The 16,619-nt window shown below is 70.4% G+C and carries 12 protein-coding genes and 1 pseudogene; 8 read left to right on the top strand and 5 right to left on the bottom strand.

Features of this window, described 5'->3' with window-relative positions; genetic code table 11:
• Positions 1-60 precede the first annotated feature (60 nt).
• From BLP83_RS11065 to BLP83_RS11055, 3 genes and pseudogenes are all read left to right on the top strand, one after another.
• Positions 61-591 (top strand): annotated as a pseudogene (locus BLP83_RS11065) (pseudouridine synthase); the annotation flags it as partial.
• A gap of 163 nt (positions 592-754) precedes the next feature.
• A complete protein-coding gene (locus tag BLP83_RS11060; protein WP_091242608.1) occupies positions 755-1,429 on the top strand; it encodes a Bax inhibitor-1 family protein in 675 nt (224 codons plus the stop codon).
• 355 nt (positions 1,430-1,784) lie between these two features.
• Complete coding sequence (locus BLP83_RS11055; protein ID WP_091242961.1) at positions 1,785-2,285, top strand: Mpo1 family 2-hydroxy fatty acid dioxygenase; 501 nt, start codon at positions 1,785-1,787, stop codon at positions 2,283-2,285.
• A 248-nt stretch (positions 2,286-2,533) separates the two neighbouring features.
• Here BLP83_RS11055 and BLP83_RS11050 read toward each other — a convergent pair whose 3' ends face one another.
• Positions 2,534-3,424, bottom strand: coding sequence for a phosphoribosylaminoimidazolesuccinocarboxamide synthase (locus tag BLP83_RS11050; RefSeq protein ID WP_091242606.1), 891 nt, complete (start codon positions 3,422-3,424; stop codon positions 2,534-2,536).
• Positions 3,425-3,584: 160 nt separating this feature from the next.
• Between BLP83_RS11050 and BLP83_RS11045 the strand changes: the two genes are divergently transcribed.
• From BLP83_RS11045 to rpe, 3 genes are read left to right on the top strand one after another with little or no spacing between them, the layout of a single operon-like run.
• The gene (locus BLP83_RS11045) at positions 3,585-3,959 is read left to right on the top strand and encodes a c-type cytochrome (protein ID WP_245680023.1); all 375 of its coding nucleotides are present in this window, start codon (positions 3,585-3,587) and stop codon (positions 3,957-3,959) included.
• Between the two features lie 3 nt (positions 3,960-3,962).
• Positions 3,963-4,304, top strand: a complete 342-nt coding sequence (locus BLP83_RS11040) for a J domain-containing protein (RefSeq protein ID WP_091242603.1) — start codon at positions 3,963-3,965, stop codon at positions 4,302-4,304.
• 45 nt (positions 4,305-4,349) lie between these two features.
• Positions 4,350-5,024: a ribulose-phosphate 3-epimerase gene (rpe, locus tag BLP83_RS11035; protein ID WP_091242600.1), complete on the top strand. Its 675-nt coding sequence runs from the start codon at positions 4,350-4,352 to the stop codon at positions 5,022-5,024.
• Positions 5,025-5,278: 254 nt separating this feature from the next.
• On the opposite strand, the gene BLP83_RS11030 is transcribed toward rpe, so the two are convergent.
• Positions 5,279-7,267 carry a serine hydrolase domain-containing protein gene (locus tag BLP83_RS11030; RefSeq protein WP_091242597.1) on the bottom strand — a complete coding sequence of 663 codons (1,989 nt, stop codon included), beginning with the start codon at positions 7,265-7,267 and terminating at the stop codon, positions 5,279-5,281.
• Positions 7,268-7,427: 160 nt separating this feature from the next.
• Here BLP83_RS11030 and BLP83_RS18705 point away from each other — a divergent pair, with 160 nt between their 5' ends.
• Positions 7,428-7,958 carry an SRPBCC family protein gene (locus BLP83_RS18705; RefSeq protein ID WP_176764149.1) on the top strand — a complete coding sequence of 177 codons (531 nt, stop codon included), beginning with the start codon at positions 7,428-7,430 and terminating at the stop codon, positions 7,956-7,958.
• A 311-nt stretch (positions 7,959-8,269) separates the two neighbouring features.
• On the opposite strand, the gene BLP83_RS11020 is transcribed toward BLP83_RS18705, so the two are convergent.
• Positions 8,270-10,471 carry an AAA family ATPase gene (locus tag BLP83_RS11020; protein ID WP_143006654.1) on the bottom strand — a complete coding sequence of 734 codons (2,202 nt, stop codon included), beginning with the start codon at positions 10,469-10,471 and terminating at the stop codon, positions 8,270-8,272.
• Complete coding sequence (locus tag BLP83_RS11015; RefSeq protein ID WP_091242592.1) at positions 10,468-14,220, bottom strand: UvrD-helicase domain-containing protein; 3,753 nt, start codon at positions 14,218-14,220, stop codon at positions 10,468-10,470. The genes BLP83_RS11020 and BLP83_RS11015 overlap by 4 nt, the downstream gene beginning before the upstream one ends.
• A gap of 372 nt (positions 14,221-14,592) precedes the next feature.
• On the opposite strand from BLP83_RS11015, the gene BLP83_RS11010 reads away from it, so the two are divergent.
• Entirely contained in the window at positions 14,593-14,961 is a 369-nt protein-coding gene (locus BLP83_RS11010; RefSeq protein ID WP_091242589.1) for an NHLP-related RiPP peptide, read from the top strand.
• Positions 14,962-15,075: 114 nt separating this feature from the next.
• On the opposite strand, the gene BLP83_RS11005 is transcribed toward BLP83_RS11010, so the two are convergent.
• The gene (locus BLP83_RS11005; protein WP_176764148.1) at positions 15,076-16,254 is read right to left on the bottom strand and encodes a putative peptide maturation dehydrogenase; all 1,179 of its coding nucleotides are present in this window, start codon (positions 16,252-16,254) and stop codon (positions 15,076-15,078) included.
• Positions 16,255-16,619: the final 365 nt, after the last annotated feature.

Raw genomic sequence — 16,619 nt, 5'->3', positions numbered from 1 at the left:
CGAACCCTGCTGAACGACCGCGGCCGCCTCGTGCGGCCGCGGTCGTTTGAGGCCCTGCCCATGCTGATCGCCTTCAACAAACCTTACGGCGTGCTCTGCCAGTTCACCGACGGCGAGGGGCGACCGACCCTGGCCGATTGGGTCGACGTTCCTGACGTCTATCCCGCCGGCCGCCTCGACGCCGACTCCGAGGGCCTGCTGCTGCTCAGCGATGACGGCCCGCTGATCGCCCGCATCACCCAGCCGAGGCACAAATGGTCCAAGACCTATGTGGTGCAGGTCGAGGGCGAGGCCACGGACGCTCAGCTGCGTGCGCTGGCCGCGGGGCCGCTGCTCAAGGACGGTCCCTGCCTGCCGTGCGAGGTGACGCGTTTCGATGGCCCGCCCGACTGGCTGTGGCCGCGCGACCCGCCGGTGCGCTTCCGCAAATCGGTGCCGGAGAGTTGGCTGCAGGTGGTGCTGCGCGAGGGGCGCAACCGTCAGCTGCGGCGGATGACCGCGGCCGTCGGCCTGCCCACGCTGCGACTCATCCGCACGGCGATCGGCCCGCACGCGCTGGCGGGTCTGCAGCCGGGCGAGCTCAGGATTCTCGACGCCGAACCTGCCGCCCGGGCCGCGCCCTCCGCGCGGCCGCCTGTCCGGTCTGGCCGAACAGTGCGCTCGACGCCACCGCGGCGGCGCTGAGCCGCCTGCAGGGCGCTTTGACGGCGCCAGCGGCTACCATCGCAGGCCACATCCACTCACGGAGACCGCCATGAACGAGCGTCCTGCAGTTCCCATCGCCGCGGCCCTGCCCGTCGCCGCGACCAACACCCTGGTCCGCAACACCTTCATCCTGCTGAGTCTGGTGCTGGGCGTCGCCGCCGTTGGCGCCGGCATTGGTCTCGGCCTGCGCCTACCGACCGGACTGGGCATGGCGATCGCCTTCATGGTCCTGTTCATCGGCGGCCCCTTCCTGATCTCGCGCATCGGCAGCGGCCAGACCCAGATCCTGGCCACGTTCGGCTGGGCCTTCGCGGTCGGCCTCTTGTTCAGCCCGATGATCGGCGCCTACCTGAGCATCCCCGGCGGTGCTTCGGTGGTGCTCAACGCGCTCGGCGCCACTGCCCTGATCTTCACCGCGCTGGCCGGCTATGCCGTGGTCTCGCGCAAGAACTTCAACTTCATGGGCGGCTTCCTGCTGGTCGGCGCCCTGGTGCTGATCGTCGCGGTCATCGCCAACCTGTTCCTGCAGATCCCGGCCCTGTCGCTGACCATCTCGGGTGCGGCCGTGCTGCTGATGAGCGGCTTCATCCTGTGGGATGTCAGCCGGCTGATCCACGAGCCCAATGCCAATCCGATCATGATCACCGTCAGCCTGTTCGGCAGCATCGTGGTGCTGTTCTCGCATCTGCTGAACCTGATGAATCTGCTGTCCGGCGACGATTGAGAGGCTTCGACGTCGCCCGAGGGTGACGGCACGGAAGCACGGGGCCCTTCGGGGCCCCTTTCGCGTTTTGGCGCTTGCGCCCGCCCCTCACCCCTTGGGAGAGGGCTCGAGGCGGGGGGCGCCGCACGCGCTCCGAGTCCCTTCGGGCTGCCTGCCTTCGCGGCTTTCATAGGGTGGGCCCTGGCCCACCAAGAGCGCCACGCTCGCTCCGGTTTTGTTTCGTCGCTCAGCCGCTTGAAGCCAAGAGCCAGAGCTTTCGGACAGCCCTTCGGGCTGCCCGACCTGCTTCCACGGTCTTGTCCGGGCTTCGCCAAACCCCTACCGTGGCCGACCGCTCCAGCCCATCGCCGTGCTGATGAACACCACCGACGACTCCTTGCCCTCTAACGAGCGCCGCCCCGTCGAACGCTTGTTCGCGAACTACGCGGACGACCATCGCAACCCCACCAACCAGACCATCCACGTGGTCTGCGTGCCGCTGATCCTGTGGTCGGTGATCGCCCTGCTCTGGCTGATCCCGGTGCCGCCGGCGCTGGGCCGCGATGGGGCCTGGGCGGGCATGGTCATGGCGATGGCGGCGATCTACTACTACCGGCTGTCGCGCCCGCTGGGTCTGGTGATGGCGCTCAAACTGGTGGCCGTGGGCTTCATCACCCACATGCTGTACCTCGGCTTGGGAGCCACGCAGCTGCTGTGGCTGGCGATCGGCGTCTTCGTGCTGGCCTGGATCGGCCAGTACATCGGCCACCGTTACGAAAGCAAGAAGCCCAGCTTCTTCACCGACCTCGTCTATCTGCTGATCGGCCCGGCCTGGGTGATGGGCAAGCTGATGCGGCGGCTGCGGATTCCGCTGTAAGTCGCGATCGTGCGGCCGCGCAGGGGGCGTCGCTCGCGCGAGCGGGGCGCCTCCCAAGACTCGAAGGCCTTGCTGCGAAGACCAAAGTCGTAGCCCCGCGAGGGGCGGCCGTCATCAGGGGCGAACGTGCTCGCGCCACGCGGGGTGGGTGCAGGGCGCGGGCTGCGGTCGCCCGCGGCCTGTGCCTGCGGTGCGTGCGAGCGATCCGTTCAACAACATCGGGCCCGTCGCGCAGGCCCAAGTCACGCTCAGGCGACGATGCCCGTGAGCTTGAGCAGGGCTTCGGCGTACTTGGCGCGCGTCGCCTCGATGACGTCCGCCGGCACGCGCGGGCCCGGCGCGGTCTTGTTCCAGTCGAGCGTCTCCAGGTAGTCGCGGACGAACTGCTTGTCGTAGCTCGGCGGGCTGATGCCCACCTGGTACTGGTCGGCCGGCCAGAAGCGCGAGGAGTCGGGGGTGAGCATCTCGTCCATCACGATCAGCTGGCCCTGCTCGTCGAGGCCGAACTCCAGCTTGGTGTCGGCGATCAGGATGCCGCGCTCGGCGGCGAAGGCCGCTGCGAAGCGATAGATCTTCAGCGTTGCCGCGCGCACGGCCTCGGCCAGCTCGCCGCCGATCAGCTCGACCACGCGGTCGAAGCCGATGTTCTCGTCGTGGTCGCCCACCGCAGCCTTGGTCGATGGGGTGAAGATCGGCTCCGGCAGCACCTCGGCCTGGCGGAGGCCGGCGGGCAGGGCGATGCCGCAGACCGCCCCCGTGCGCTGGTAGTCCTTCCAGCCCGAGCCGATCAGGTAGCCGCGGGCGATGGCTTCCACCGGCAGGGCTTTCAGCTTCTTCGCGACCACGCTGCGCTTGGCGTACAGGGCGAGGTCGGTGCCGGCCGGCAGCACACTGGCCAGCGGCGTCGACGACAGATGGTTGGGCTGCAGCGCGGCCGTCTGCGCGAACCAGAAGTTCGACATCTGGCAGAGGATCTCGCCCTTGCCCGGGATCGGGTCGGGCAGCACCACGTCGAAGGCCGACAGACGATCGCTGGCGACGATCAGCAGCTGGTTCTCCGGCAGGCCGTAGACATCGCGCACCTTGCCCCGGTGCAGCAGCGGCAGGTCGAGGTCGGACTGGTGCAGGGTCGTGGTCACGGCGGAGGCCCGGGCTGGCGGAAAGCGCGACAGTTTAGCGGCGCCGGCGCGGGGCTCCCAGCGTGAGGGCCGGCACGTGCTTCCGGATTCCTCTCGCGGACAGAGTCATCGCTTCGGACGCCGACCTTGCGCAGACACCGGGCCGGTAGAATGCGCGGCCATGAACGTACGCGCCCTGATGCTGGCCCCCCTGCTGGGCCTTGGACTCTCCGCCTGCAGTCCCGGTGCGCCGGCCGGCGATGCGCCGATCGAACGCCCGGCCCAGCTCGGCATGTGCGCCAGCTGCCACGGCGTCGACGGCATCGCGCTGGCGCCCGGCAACCCGCACCTGGCCGGTCAGGACGAGGCCTATCTGCGCCAGTCACTACAGAAGTACAAGAGCGGCGAGCGCCGCCATCCGCCCATGCAGGCGGTGGTGGGTGCGCTGCAGGACGCCGACCTCGACGCCCTGGCCCTCTGGTATGCCAGCCAGCCGCGGCAGGGCCAGCGCGCGGCGGCGGCTGAAGCCGCGGCCGCCAACAGCGACGCCAACTAGCCCATGCGCTACGCCGGCCGACTGCTGGGTTTCTCCTTCGGCTGGATCCTGCTGCGTCATCCGGCCGGTGCGGTGCTCGGATTCCTGATCGGCTGGGGCTTCGACGGCGGCTGGCTGGCCCTGCGTTCGCCGCGGCCCGCCCGCGGCGAAGACCCCTATGCGGTGCTGGAAGTCGCGCCCGAGGCCTCGATGGACGAGATCGATCGCGCCTACCGCCGCGCGATGTCGCGCCACCATCCCGATCGCGTCGCCAACGAATCGGCCGCCGTGCGCCGTCGCGCCGAGGCCCGCGCGCGCGCCATCAACGCCGCCTACGACCGCATCCGCGCTGAGCGCGAAGGCTGATCGCGCGCGTGCCGAACCCCAACCCCCCGCCGTCCCGAGGCCGCCATGTCGAAAGCCCTGATCGCACCCTCCATCCTTTCCGCCGACTTCGCCCGCCTCGGCGAAGAGGTGCGCAACGTGCTCGCCGCCGGCGCCGACTGGGTGCACTTCGACGTGATGGACAACCACTACGTGCCCAACCTCACCGTCGGCCCGCTGGTCTGCGAGGCGCTGCGCAAGCACGGCATCACCGCGCCGATCGACGTGCACCTGATGGTGAAGCCGGTGGACCGCATCATTCCCGACTTCGCCAAGGCCGGCGCCAGCCTGATCAGCTTCCACCCCGAGGCCAGCGAGCACATCGACCGCAGCCTGCAGCTGATCCGCGACTCCGGTTGCAAGGCCGGCCTCGTCTTCAACCCGGCCACCCCGCTGCACCACCTCGACTACGTGATGGACCGGATCGATCTGATCCTGATCATGTCGGTCAACCCGGGCTTTGGCGGCCAGAGCTTCCTGCCCTCGGTGCTGCCCAAGATCCGCGAGGCGCGCGAGCGCATCCGCGCCTCGGGCCGCGACATCCGGCTGGAGGTCGACGGCGGCGTCAAGGTCGACAACATCGCCGAGATCGCGGCGGCCGGCGCCGATACCTTCGTCGCGGGTTCGGCGATCTTCAACGCGCCGGACTACGCCAAGGTCATCGCGGAGATGCGCGCCGAGGTGGGCAAGAGCCGGGGTTAGAAATTGGGGATTGGGGCTTCGGGCTTCGGGCTTCGTAGAGCTTCCGCAAGCCCGCTGTTGAGCCCCTCTCCCCCTGTGGGAGAGGGGTTGGGGAGAGGGGTGAAATTTCGCCGCAAGCTTCCTACCCCTCTCCCCCAGCCCCTCTCCCTCAAGGGGAGAGGGGAGGTCGGCATTCGGGTGGCTCGCGTCGCGGCTCAGGCCGAAACTCTTCCGATCCCGATCCCGATCCCGATCCCGATCCCCGATCCCCGCCCTCACACCACCGCCGCCCCGATCACCCGCCACAGCCACAGCTCGACCGACAGGGACAACAGGGCGAAGGTGAACAGGGTGAACATCAGTTTGCGCCACAGGCCGAAGCGCGTGCGCGTCCAGGCCGGCATCAGCATCAACAGCATGGTGAGTGAGGCCGCGACCACCGCCCATCCCGCCCAGTGCGTCCACAGCATCGCCGGCACCGGATAGTTGCCGGGCAGGTCGGCGGCACCGGCATCCTGCAAGGCGATCGACACCGCCACGAAGCAGCCGATCAGGGCCAGCACGCACAACGCCGCCAGCACCGACACGCCGCCGACCAGGGCATCGGTGGGGCCGCCATAGCGCTTGCGTCCCAGCCGCCAGACCACCCCGCCCAGCGTCGAGACAGCCAGCAGCAGGCTGGCGCCCAGCGCTGCGAACAGCCACTGCGGCGAGCTCAAGCCGCCGACACGCTCGAAGCTGTGCACGCCGCTGCCGTCGGCAAACGCGGCCACGCGGCCATCGGCGCCGCGGATCAGGGCAAGACGCTGGCCGAAGGCCGATTCGAACAGGTCCTCGCCGATGCGTCGGTACTCGCCGCTGCGGGTACCCGCGTCCAGCGCGATCGTGTCGCTGTTGACCGCCCGCAGGGCAAGCCCGTCGAAAGCGCCGAAGATCGCCGCGAAGCTGCTGAAGACACGGCGATTGCTGAGGTAGTCGCCATCCACCTCGGCCAGCGCCCCCGGGTCACCGTGTTCGGCCGCGAGTGGTGTCGAAGGAGGCAGCGCCTGCAGCCGTTCGACGAGCTGTTCCGGCAGGCGCTGCACGAGGTTCCGGCTGGCGCCGCTGCTCTGGCTGACGAACACGCCAAGGCCGAGCTCGGGCACCAGCACCAGATTGCTCAGATAGCTCTCGGTGGCGCCGCCGTGACCGGTCAGCGTCACCCCGCGGAAGGGCGACTGGATGAAGCCGTGGGTGACATCCGCGGCTTGGGCGCGGTCGCTGTAGGGACGCGTCCAGATCAGCGCATGGGTGCTTGCAGACAGCAGGCGACGCCCATCGAGCTCACCCGAGTTCAGATGGAAGCGCATCCAGCGCGCCATGTCGGCCGCGGTGGTTGAGATGCCGCCCGCCGGCCAGTAGGCGCCGAGCTGCAGCTCGTGCTCGGGTTTCAGCACGCCGCCGCTTTCGCTGTAGCCCTGCGCCAGACGCGCGCGGGTGGCGGCGTCCATCCGCGTCGGCCCTTCCCAAACGGTGTCGCGCAGTCCCAGTGGATCCAGCAGCTCGCGGCGCAGGAAGCTGCCGTAGTCCTCGCCGGCGATGTCGGCCACCACCTGCGCGGCGAGCGCCGAGCCCCAGTTCGAATATGACGTCCGCGCGCCCGGCGGATACACGCGCCTGGGCTGGTGCTCGGCCAGCAGCTGGGCCAGAGGCCGCGCATCGTCGTCGCCGACCGCGAACACCTGGAAGCTGTCTTCGAAGCCGGCGCGGTGGCTCATCAGCTGGCGCATGGTCACCGGCGCATCGAAGGCCGGCCCGACCTTGACCGCCTGCAGATAGGTGTTGACGTCGGTATCGAGGTCGAGCTGGCCGCGATCGACCAGCACCAGGGCCGCGGTCCAGATGAAGGTCTTCGACACCGAGCCGATGCGGAACAGGGTCTGCTGCGGATCGACAGGCGTGCGCGCGGCGAGGTCGGCATGGCCATAACCGCGCAGCAGGGTCGGTGCGTCCGCGCGCACCAGTGCGAGGGTGACGCCGGGCAGCAGATGCTCGCGGCGCAGGGCTTCGACCAGACCGTCGATGTGTTGGGCCAGCGCATCGACCGGCGGTCCGCTTTCGATTCCCGTCCCAGTGGCCTGCGTGTCCGTGCTGGCAAGCGTCTCGGGATCAAGCACCGCTGCTTCGACAGGCGATGCGAGCGGGGTGGAGATGTCCTGCGCCAGCAGCGGCGCAGCCACGAGGAACAGCAGGCAGAGCAGCAGGAAGAACAGCAGTCTGGACATCGTGCGGTTTCCAGTCGGGGCCGCAGCAACGGTAGCAGCTTGCGCGGGCGACGCCCGGCGCGGGGCGATGCAGCCGCGCTACCTGCGATGCGCGCCCGCGGCATGCTTCGGGGGGCCTGAGGCTGCTAGGCTCCAGGGCTCTTCCGGGGGGAGGACTCTGATGAAGCTCGTGTTGAAGCTGCTGGCTGCGCTGGTCGTGGCCGTCGTGCTGCTGGTCGCCGTGGGCTTCGCCTTGCCCTCGGCCTTCAAGGTCGAACGTGCGGTGCAGATCGAGGCGCCGGCCGCCGAGGTGTATGCGCTGATCGCCTCGCCGCGCGAGTGGAAGCGCTGGTCGGCCTGGAACGCGCGCGACCCGGACATGCGGATCGAATACACGGGGCCGGAAGCCGGCGTGGGTGCCGGTTGGTCCTGGCAGAGCGCGACCGAGGGCAATGGCGCGATGGAGTTCACCGCCGCGGTGCCGGGCGAGCGCGTCGACTACGTGCTGCGCTTTCCCGATTTCGGCATGGAGTCGAAGGGCGTGCTGCGCATCGAGCCTGCCGGCAGCGGCGTGCGCCTGTCCTGGTCGAACGAGGGCGATATGGGCGGCAATCCGATCAGTCGCTGGTTCGGCCTGTTCATGGACAGTCTGGTCGGCCCGGACTTCGAAGCGGGGCTGGCCAGCCTGAAGCGGCTCGCCGAAGCCGGCTGAGCGCAAGGACGGTCGGCGCAGGCCCCTGCCGAGACGATTGGCGGCCGCATTCCGCCCCGGCCTGCCCGACTCGCTTTCCCCAGGGTGGCGACTGCGCTGGGCCCAGGCAGGCGCGAACGAATGCGCACGTGCGTGGTCGGCGCGCGAGGACTGCACCTCAAGCGGCAGCGGTGAACCGCTGAAGCCTTGACCTGTTCCGGCCCGCCCAGAAGCCGCACAGGGCACTGCGAATCGAGGCCGGCCTTCACTGCTCCCGGCGGGCGCACGGGTGCGGCCAGCGGAAACGCCGCCGAGGCTGCGCGATGCAGCCGTCAGCGGTCGTTGGCCGGCGTCAGCCGCGCCGCGAGCCCGCTGACGCGCTGGGTCGGGCGCGAGAGCGCCGTCCGCAGGGCGGCCTCGGTGCTCCACAGCGACAGCGCGCGGCGTGCACGGGTGGCGCCCGTGTAGAGCAGGGCGCGACCGAGGATGGGGTGCTCGGGATCGGGCGGCAGCAGCAGGGCGACTTCGCCGTACTCGCTGCCCTGGCTTTTGTGCACGCTGAGCGCGAAGCCGCCGCCGTGCAGGGGCAGGGCGCCTGGGGCGAGCCCGCGCGGACCCGCGCCCTCCGTGCCGCGCGCCTCGAACCACACCCGCAGGCTGCCGTCGGCTGAGCGCAGGCAGAGTCCGATGTCGCCGTTGAAGAGGCCGGCGGCATAGTCGTTCTGCAGCACGATCACTGCGCGCCCCGGATACCAGGCCTGGCCCTCGGGCAGGCCGAGCCGGCGCTTCCGCGCGCTGTCGATGGCGGCATCGCAGGCCAGGGCGCCGAACGGCCCCTCGCGTAGCGCGCAGAGCAACTGCACCTCGCGCAGGGCGGCGTGGGCGCGCGCGATCGCCGCCCTCTGCGCGGACTCATCGATCGGCAAAGGGGCGAACACCTGGCCTGCATCCAGCGCTGTGTGCAGGCGCTGCGTGTGCTCGATCAAGGCCTGCTGCAGACGGCGCGCATCGCCGACGGCGCGCAGCGCGAAGGCTTCGCCCGCCCGCGCCGCGGCTTCGGTGAAGCCTGCGGCATCGCCGGCCGCGATCGCCGCGTTCAGCGGCTGCAGCGCGGCCTCCGCACGGAAGCTGTGCTGCAGCCGGACCAGATCGCCGCGTGGATCGCTCTGCAGGGCCTCGACCAGATCGCGCAGCACCGAGCCGGTGCCCACCGAGGCCAGCTGCTCGGCGTCGCCGACCAGCAGCACGGCGGCGTCTTCGGGCAGCGCCTCGAAGCTGGCACGCAGCAGGGCCAGATCGACCATCGAGGCCTCGTCGATCACCAGCAGGTCCAGCGGAAGCCTGCGGCCGGAATGCCAGGCATGTCCGCGCGCCGGCCCGCGGCTGCCGAGCAAGCGATGCAGGGTGCCGGCTTCCGCGGCGAGCACATGGTCGAGCGCGGGCGCCCAGTCGGTATCGAAGGCTGTCGCGTCGGCTTCGGTGGCATCGAGCGCGGGGCGAGCCGTTGAATCTCCAGTGGATGTCCGCGCATGCATGGCGCGCGTCTCAGCCGCAAGCGCGTCGGGACCCGTCGCGGTTGTCGCGACCCTCGTGCCTGCGGCAGAAGCTGTGCTTGAGGTTGCAGCGGAAGATTCATCGGAATCCATCCTCGAGCCGGCAGCCAGGGCGCTCGCAGATCGCTTGCCTTCCCGCAGGGCAGCCGCCCCGCTCTGCAGGCTCTCGGCCAGCCGCTGCGCGGCCTTGCCGGTCGGCGCGGCCAGCCGCAGACGGGGAAACGCCCCGAAGCGCTGCCGATGCGCGCGCAGCCGCAGCAGCAGCATGCGCAGCACCGTGGTGGTCTTGCCCGTGCCGGGCCCGCCGGTCAGCACGAACAGCCGTCGATCCATGAAGCCCGCCACCGCCGCCCGCTGCGCCTGCACCGCCGCACTGCGATCGCCGCCGAAGAGCTGATCGATCCAGCGCTCAAGCGCTTCAGCGCTCACGCCCGCTGCCGCATCGCCGCCGGCATCGCCCTCGACATCCCATAGGGCGGGCCCTGGCCCAGCGGAGCTGGTCGCCGCCCCGGTGCCGATCCGCGACGCAGGCGAATCCCCGCGCCGCGCCCGCAGCATCGCCGCCAGCGCCTGCTCATGCGCAAAGCTGCGCCGCAGGTAGAACTGCGTGCCGTCGAGGACAAATGCCCAGCCGTGCGCCGCTGCGGTGGCATCGGAATCTCCGCCCACCGCCATCCGCGCCGCCTGTCCGACGTTCGCCACCAGCGGTTCGTTCCTCAGGGCCGCGAGTGCGTCCTCGCTCAGCGGCGCGATGAAGCGCCCGCTGCCGTCCCCGGCCAGCACCAGCACGCTGTCGCCTTCGCCCTCGGCGCGGCTGGCCGCCGCCGCGACCCGCGCGAGCAGCATCGAGCCGCCGTGCGCCAGCACCCAGCGCGCCACCGCGCGGTCGATGGCGCGCAGCTCGCCGTCCTCGCCATCGAAACCCTCGCCCAGCCGGCGGCGGAAATCGAAGCGACCGGCCTCGTCCCAGGCGGCGCTCATGCCGCCACCGCCGTGTGCCATGCGCCCGCCAATGCCGCCTGCGCGTCCTCGATCAGGCCCGGTGCGAAGCGCTGCCGCCACACGCCCGCACCCGGCGCCAGCCCCGCCGCGCGCAAGAACAGGTACACACACTCGCCGAGCTGCTGTTCACGCCCATATGCATCGCCGAGACGCTGCTGCAGGTAGCGGTCCAGCGCCAGCGTGTAGAGCAGGGCCTGGAAGCGGTAATGGCTGTGGTCCATCGCCGCGGAGAGACGTTCGCCAAGGTAATCGCCCACGCGCTCGCCCAGCCAGTTGCCCTTGTAGTCGAGCACGTGGAAGCGCTCGCCGAGCCTGAACACCAGATCGATCTTGCCGTTCATCAGCCCCGCGATCCGTCGCGAGGACGCCGGTACCAGCTCGGGTTCGCCGTGCCGCGCGCAGGCCGCCGCGAGATCCGCCAGCGCGATCTCGGGCAGGGCGAAGTCGAAGCCCAGCTCGGCGCGCTGGTCCCGCGCCGGCACCTCAGCGAGGGTGAGGCCGGGTGCGTGTTCCAGCCCCAGCGGCGCCGCCAGGGCGGCATCCAGGCGCTGCGCAAGGCGCTCGCTGAAGCGCGCCAGCCCCAGTGGCTCGAAGTCGCGCGTGCGCAGGCCCGCGCCGGCCAGCGTGGCCTGCACATGCTCCAGCTGTTGCACCAGCGGCGTGCCGATCACGCGCAGCTCCAGCAGGCTGTGCAGGGCGTTGCCGAAGCCGGCGCCGCGCAGGCCGGCCAGGGCCAGCAGGTCGGGATGCGGAGCTTCGTCGTGAACGCTCTCCAGGCGGGCGGCCTCCACCGGCAGCGACTCGTCCTGCGCCGGCGCTTCCGCATCCAGCAGGGCCTCGCTCTGCGCGCGGCCGGCGCGGCTCAGCGAGGTGAAACTGTGCTTGGCCTCGGGCGCGCGCGCCGGCAGCGGCCGCAGTTCACGCGCGCGGCGCGGCGTGTCGCTGCGGTCCGCCTCGGCGAAGCGCGTGCGAGTCGCCGCGGGCCACGCTGCGCGCAGGCCGATCGGATGCAGCGCCGGTGCTTCGCCTGCCTGCAAGGCCGCAGCCAGCTCGGGTCGCGCCTCGAACGCGCGCTGCATCAGCACATCCAACGGTGCGGCATCCACGCCCTGATGCGCCTGGAGGTTCCAGCCCGCGCGCTTCGGCCGCGTCGGGTCCAGCGCGTACACATGACAGGCGTGCACGGCGCGGGTCAGCGCCACGTAGAGCAGGCGAAAGCGCTCATCCTGCAGATCGGCCTGCTGCTGGGCCTTGGCCTCTTCCGCATAGCTGAGGCGTGGCCGCGCGCTGTGCGCATCGCTGCGCCGCCAGGGCGCGCGGTCGCTGCCCGCGCCATTGGCCCACATCAGCGGCAGGAACACGATCGGAAACTCCAGGCCCTTGCTGGCGTGCAGGGTCAACAGGCGCAGCCGCGGCTGCTGTGACTCGATGCGCAGCTGACGCTCGTCGGCGGCGGCTTCGTCGACCGCCGCGCCCTCGCGCTGGTGCTGCAGCCAGGCCAGCAGCTCCTCGGGGCCGCCGAGGTCTTCGCTGGCCTCCTGCAGTAGCTCGCCGAGATGGCGCAGGTCGGTGAGCAGGCGCTCGCCGCGTCGCGTCGACATCGCGCGCTCGGCGATCTGGTCCAGCAGGGCCTCGATCACCCCGGCCACGCCGCGCTCGATCAGCACGGCATGCAGGGCGCGGAAGCGCAGCGCCACCTGCTGCAGGCCCTCGGGCTCGTCCTGCCAGCGGCGGATCTCGGCGAAGCGCGCGCCCCACAGCCGCGTGGCGGCCGCCGCACGCAGCGCGCCGGCATCGCCCGGATGCACCACGCCGTGCAGCAGCACCTGCAGCTCGCGCGCGGTGTCGCCGGCCAGCACGCTGTCGCGGCTGGTCGCGACACAAGGCACACCGCGCGCTTCCAACAGCAGGCGCAGGCGCGCGATGTCGGCCGCACGCGGCAGCAGCACGGCGATGTCGGCCGGGCCGAGGCGGCGGCCGTCCAGCGTATGGGCAGGATCGTTCAAGAGTTCGACGATCTGGCTGGCGCAGGCGCGCAGCGCGGTCTGTCGGCGCGCCTCCTGGCCGCCGGCGCTATCGGCCTGGAAATGCAGCACCAGCGCAGCTTCCGGCGCGCTGCCGCCGACGCGATAGGGCTTGTCATCGGCGCGGCCCGCGGCCTGCACCGGCAGGTAGCGGATGTCGTGGTCGGCATCCGTCGACAGCGCCTCGCCGCCGAGCGCGAACAGCGCATTGCAGCCGGCCACCAGCGCGCGCGACGAACGCTGGTTCACCGCCAGGTTCAGGTGCTCGTCGACCTGCTCGGCCGCACGTCGATAGGCGTGGATGTCGCCGCCGCGGAAGCGGTAGATCGCCTGCTTGGGGTCGCCGATCATCACCAGCCGCCCGCGCTCGCGGCCGGCAGCATCGCGATACAGGCGATCGAGGATGCCGAACTGCAGGGCGTCGGTGTCCTGGAACTCATCCACCAGGGCCACCGGCCATTGCGCGAACAGGGTGTCGGCCAGTGGCCGCCGGCCGCCATCCCCTGCCGCCTGCGCTTCCCGCGCGAGTGCGGCATCCACGCTCTCCAGCAGACTGTCGAAGCTCTGCTGCCGGCGCAGACTCAGCAGTGCGTCCATGCGCGCGCGCCCGGCGGCGGCCAATGCATGCAGAAAGGCCTGCGGCGCTGCCTGCATGCGCGCCAGCACGGCTTCGCACAGCGCGGCCGCGAACTCGGTGGCGGCGAGCAGCCCGGCGTGCGTCTTGCCGGGCTTGCTGACCCCGGTGAGCGCGCGCGCATTCGCCAGCACTTCGATGTCGTCCGCGCCCAGGCACTGCCAGGCCGGCAGGCCCTGCGTGTTGCGCGCGGGGTCCAGGGCCTGCGCCAGCGCGGCCAGCGCGCGCGGCAGCTTGGCGCGCTTGTTGAACAGCGCCGCGTTGTCCACCACCGCCTGCAGCCGCGCCGCGCGTGCGGCATCCGGCTGCGCCCGTCGTGCCGTCTCCGAGTCCTCGGCTGGCAGCGTTGGCGCTTCGACCTCGATGCCGGCCATCAGCGTCGACTTCAGCAGGCCGCGCAGCTGGGCCAGCGACAGCGGCTTGCCGGTCATCCGCTGCAGCCGGTACAGCGGCTCGTCCTCCGAGCCCTGCTGCAGGCGACGCCACAAATCGGCGCTTAGCTCGTCCAGCAGGCTCTCGGTGGACACCAGCTCGGCTGCGCGGAAGTCCGCGCCGGCTTCGATCGGCTGCTCGGCCAGGATGCGCCGACACAGGCCGTGCAGGGTGCTGACCGGCGCGTGCTCCAGCTCGGCCAGCGCCAGCCGCAGCGCCTGCAGGTCGCGCGCGGCGGTGCCGGGGGTGCGCCAGCGGGCCTGCAGCCAGTCGAGGGCGGGATCGGAGGTGCTCTCGACGCCCTGTGTGCCTCCCGCGGCAAAACCAGGCGAAGCCGCTTCATCCCCGTCGCCCCCGCGCAGGCGGGGGCCCAGTGACTCTCCGCGGTCTATCGCGCTCACGAAAGCCGCTGCCCGCGTCTCCGCCCACAGCAGTCGCCGACGCAGCCGCTCGCGCAGCTCCTGCGCCGCGGCTTCGGTGAAGGTGGTGACCACGATCGCGCGCGGCGACAGGCCCTGCTCCAGCAGCAGGCGCAGGTAGAGCACGGCGATCGTCCAGGTCTTGCCGGTGCCGGCGCTGGCCTCGATCAGGCTGCGCCCCCCGGCGCCCAGGGGCAGAGTCGTCCAGTCGTGATGCATCGGCGCAGGGTGGCACAGGGCAGGGCGCTTGGGCAGGTGGCGATGGGACTGAAGCCGCAGTCTTCGATTTCCTCAAGCCTCGCGGAAAGCCCCAGAACGCCGCAGCTCCGGACCGCGGTACAGGTGTTCTAGAAGAAGCCTGAATTGGTCCGCGCGCGGTTCTCGGAGCCAGCTTGCACGCGACCGCAGCCTGAGCTTTGTATCCACCTTACGGGTCGCGAGCAAGCTCGCTCCTACAAAAAGCCCGTCCTCCCTTCAATCATCCTCTGCACGCGTGGCACACTCGCGAGGCGTCGGCGTCAAGAAGGCTCTCGGATCATTCCTGAAGCGTACCTATCACGCCGATGCCTAACTAAACTCTGGAGCCAAGAAATGAGCAACGTACTTCTGGACGGCCCCCTGGGCGAATCGCTGATCCGTCGACTGGCGGCTGACGATGACTTCCGCGCGCTGTTCGCGCGTAATCCTATTGAAGGCCTGCGGCAGATCGGCCTTTCCCCGCAGCAGATGATGCAGCTGTCTCCCCGTTGCCTGTCGCCTCAGGAAGCAGCCCCCAAGGCCGTCTTCGAGAAGATTCTTTCCGACATCGGCGGCGAGTCCTTCCGGCTGGCCATGTCGTTTTCGATCCACCATCTGAAGGTTCAGATGTCCGAGTCTAGAGAGCTGAGCGCCGTGCAGACGCTAGGCGCTCGCTCCGCCACGGCTGCCAGTGGTGCTTCAGCGGGTCACGGGTCTCTCTGAGATTCCATGGTCGACCCACTTTAGGCTCGGCTCAGAGAGGGGCTCGAAAGCCTACGCTGACCTTGCAGTTGATCGTGGATGAGAGCGCCGCGCGGCTTCACGCGCGGCGCTCTTTCACTCCATCCCCGCCGCCTCGGTCGCCCAGTTCTCCCACGCCACGGTGTTGGGATCAAACTCCAGGTTCTCCATCGCGCCACCGCGGTAGCCGAAGCCGCTGATGGCCATGACGCCCTGCTGCATCGGGTCGAGGCCGAAGGCGGCTTCCAGCGTGTGGTCGTTGATGGCTGCGGTGATGAACGCCGCCAGGCCGCACTCGGTGGCCGCCAGATACTGCTGGTGCGAGAGGTGGCCTGAATCCAGCGTCAGCGCGCGCAGCGCCTTGGCGTGGCGACGGTACTTCCAGAAGTTGCGTCCGAAGCGTGCGACGTGAACGACGAACACCGGGCAGTTCTCGAACCAGAACTGGCCGGCCAGCGCCTCGCTCAGCAGCGCCCGCAGCGCCGGAGGCTCAAGCAGCTGTACTGGGCCCAGGCTGTGCTGTACGCCGTTGTAGTGGTACAGCCCAGGCCGCAGGCCTTCCACATGCTGCGCGATGACATAGGGCTCGATGGCGTGCAGCCCGCCGGCCGAGGCGACCGGCTTCTTGACCACCTGCACGCCCGCCATCGCGAACTCACCGATGGCGCCGTAGGTGCCGGCCAACACCCGTGACATCGTCTCCAGCGCGACAGGTCGGCCCGCATCGAAATTGCGGCAGGTCACGCGCCTGCGGCACAGCTCGGCCAGCGCGCCCTGCGACACCGACGGCAAGTCGATCCGGGCCGAGGTCGCTGCGGGTTCGGCCACGGTGGGCGGTGCCTCGCCCAGTGCATCGGTCAGGCGCTGCCCCGAACGGGCCAACTGCTCGGCCGCCGCGCCTGTGTCCACCCCGGCCCAGCGCGAGTGCCGATGGGCCACCGCCGACAAGGGGTGCCAGTCATCGAGGATGGAGGGCTCGGGCGAAGCCTGCGTGGCGGCGTCCCAGAGCAGCTGCTCATCCAGCAACCGCTGCACCGCCGCCGCGCCAAAGCGCGCCTCCAGGGCGGCTCTTTCCGAACCATGCAGCGACGTGACCGCACCCAGCAGGGCGATCTCGTTCTGATCCAGCTCCACCTCGCCATCCCGATGTGCCGCCAGGGCCACCCAGCGGTTTCGCGCAACCACGCTGGGCGCGCCCGAGAGCAGGGCTTCCAGATCCACCGCACGCTCTTCTCGAAGCTGCAGCACCACCAATTTGCACCGCTTGATCGCCACGCCACAGACCTCCCACAGAACGAATCGCCAAGTGTGCCCCATCGCACCCCGCTCGCCACGTCTCATGCGTCGCACGTGGACTCTTCAGTGCATGCATGCGAGAGGGGCAACGGCGACGCCGTGCGGGTGGCGCCGAGCGCCGCTGACAGAGAGCTTGAATAGGTTGGCTAACAGCAAGCTCCCGGATCGACCCATTTCAGGATATGCGAGCCACCGCACGATTCGGCGGCGCAAATGACAGCCCGGAGCTCACCCTCGCGCATCGGGCTGGCGTACGCTGCGCCGGGCTGCGCTTGCGTTGCCGCATCCGCAGTTCGATGAGCAGGCGCCGATTTGCTGCAGGCCGCGGCCACCCCTTCAAACCA

This window comes from Aquimonas voraii (genome assembly GCF_900101825.1).
Lineage (GTDB): Bacteria > Pseudomonadota > Gammaproteobacteria > Xanthomonadales > Xanthomonadaceae > Aquimonas > Aquimonas voraii.
The sequence above is the reverse complement of the archived record's forward strand: the minus strand, read 5'-3'. Positions and strand labels throughout refer to the sequence as shown.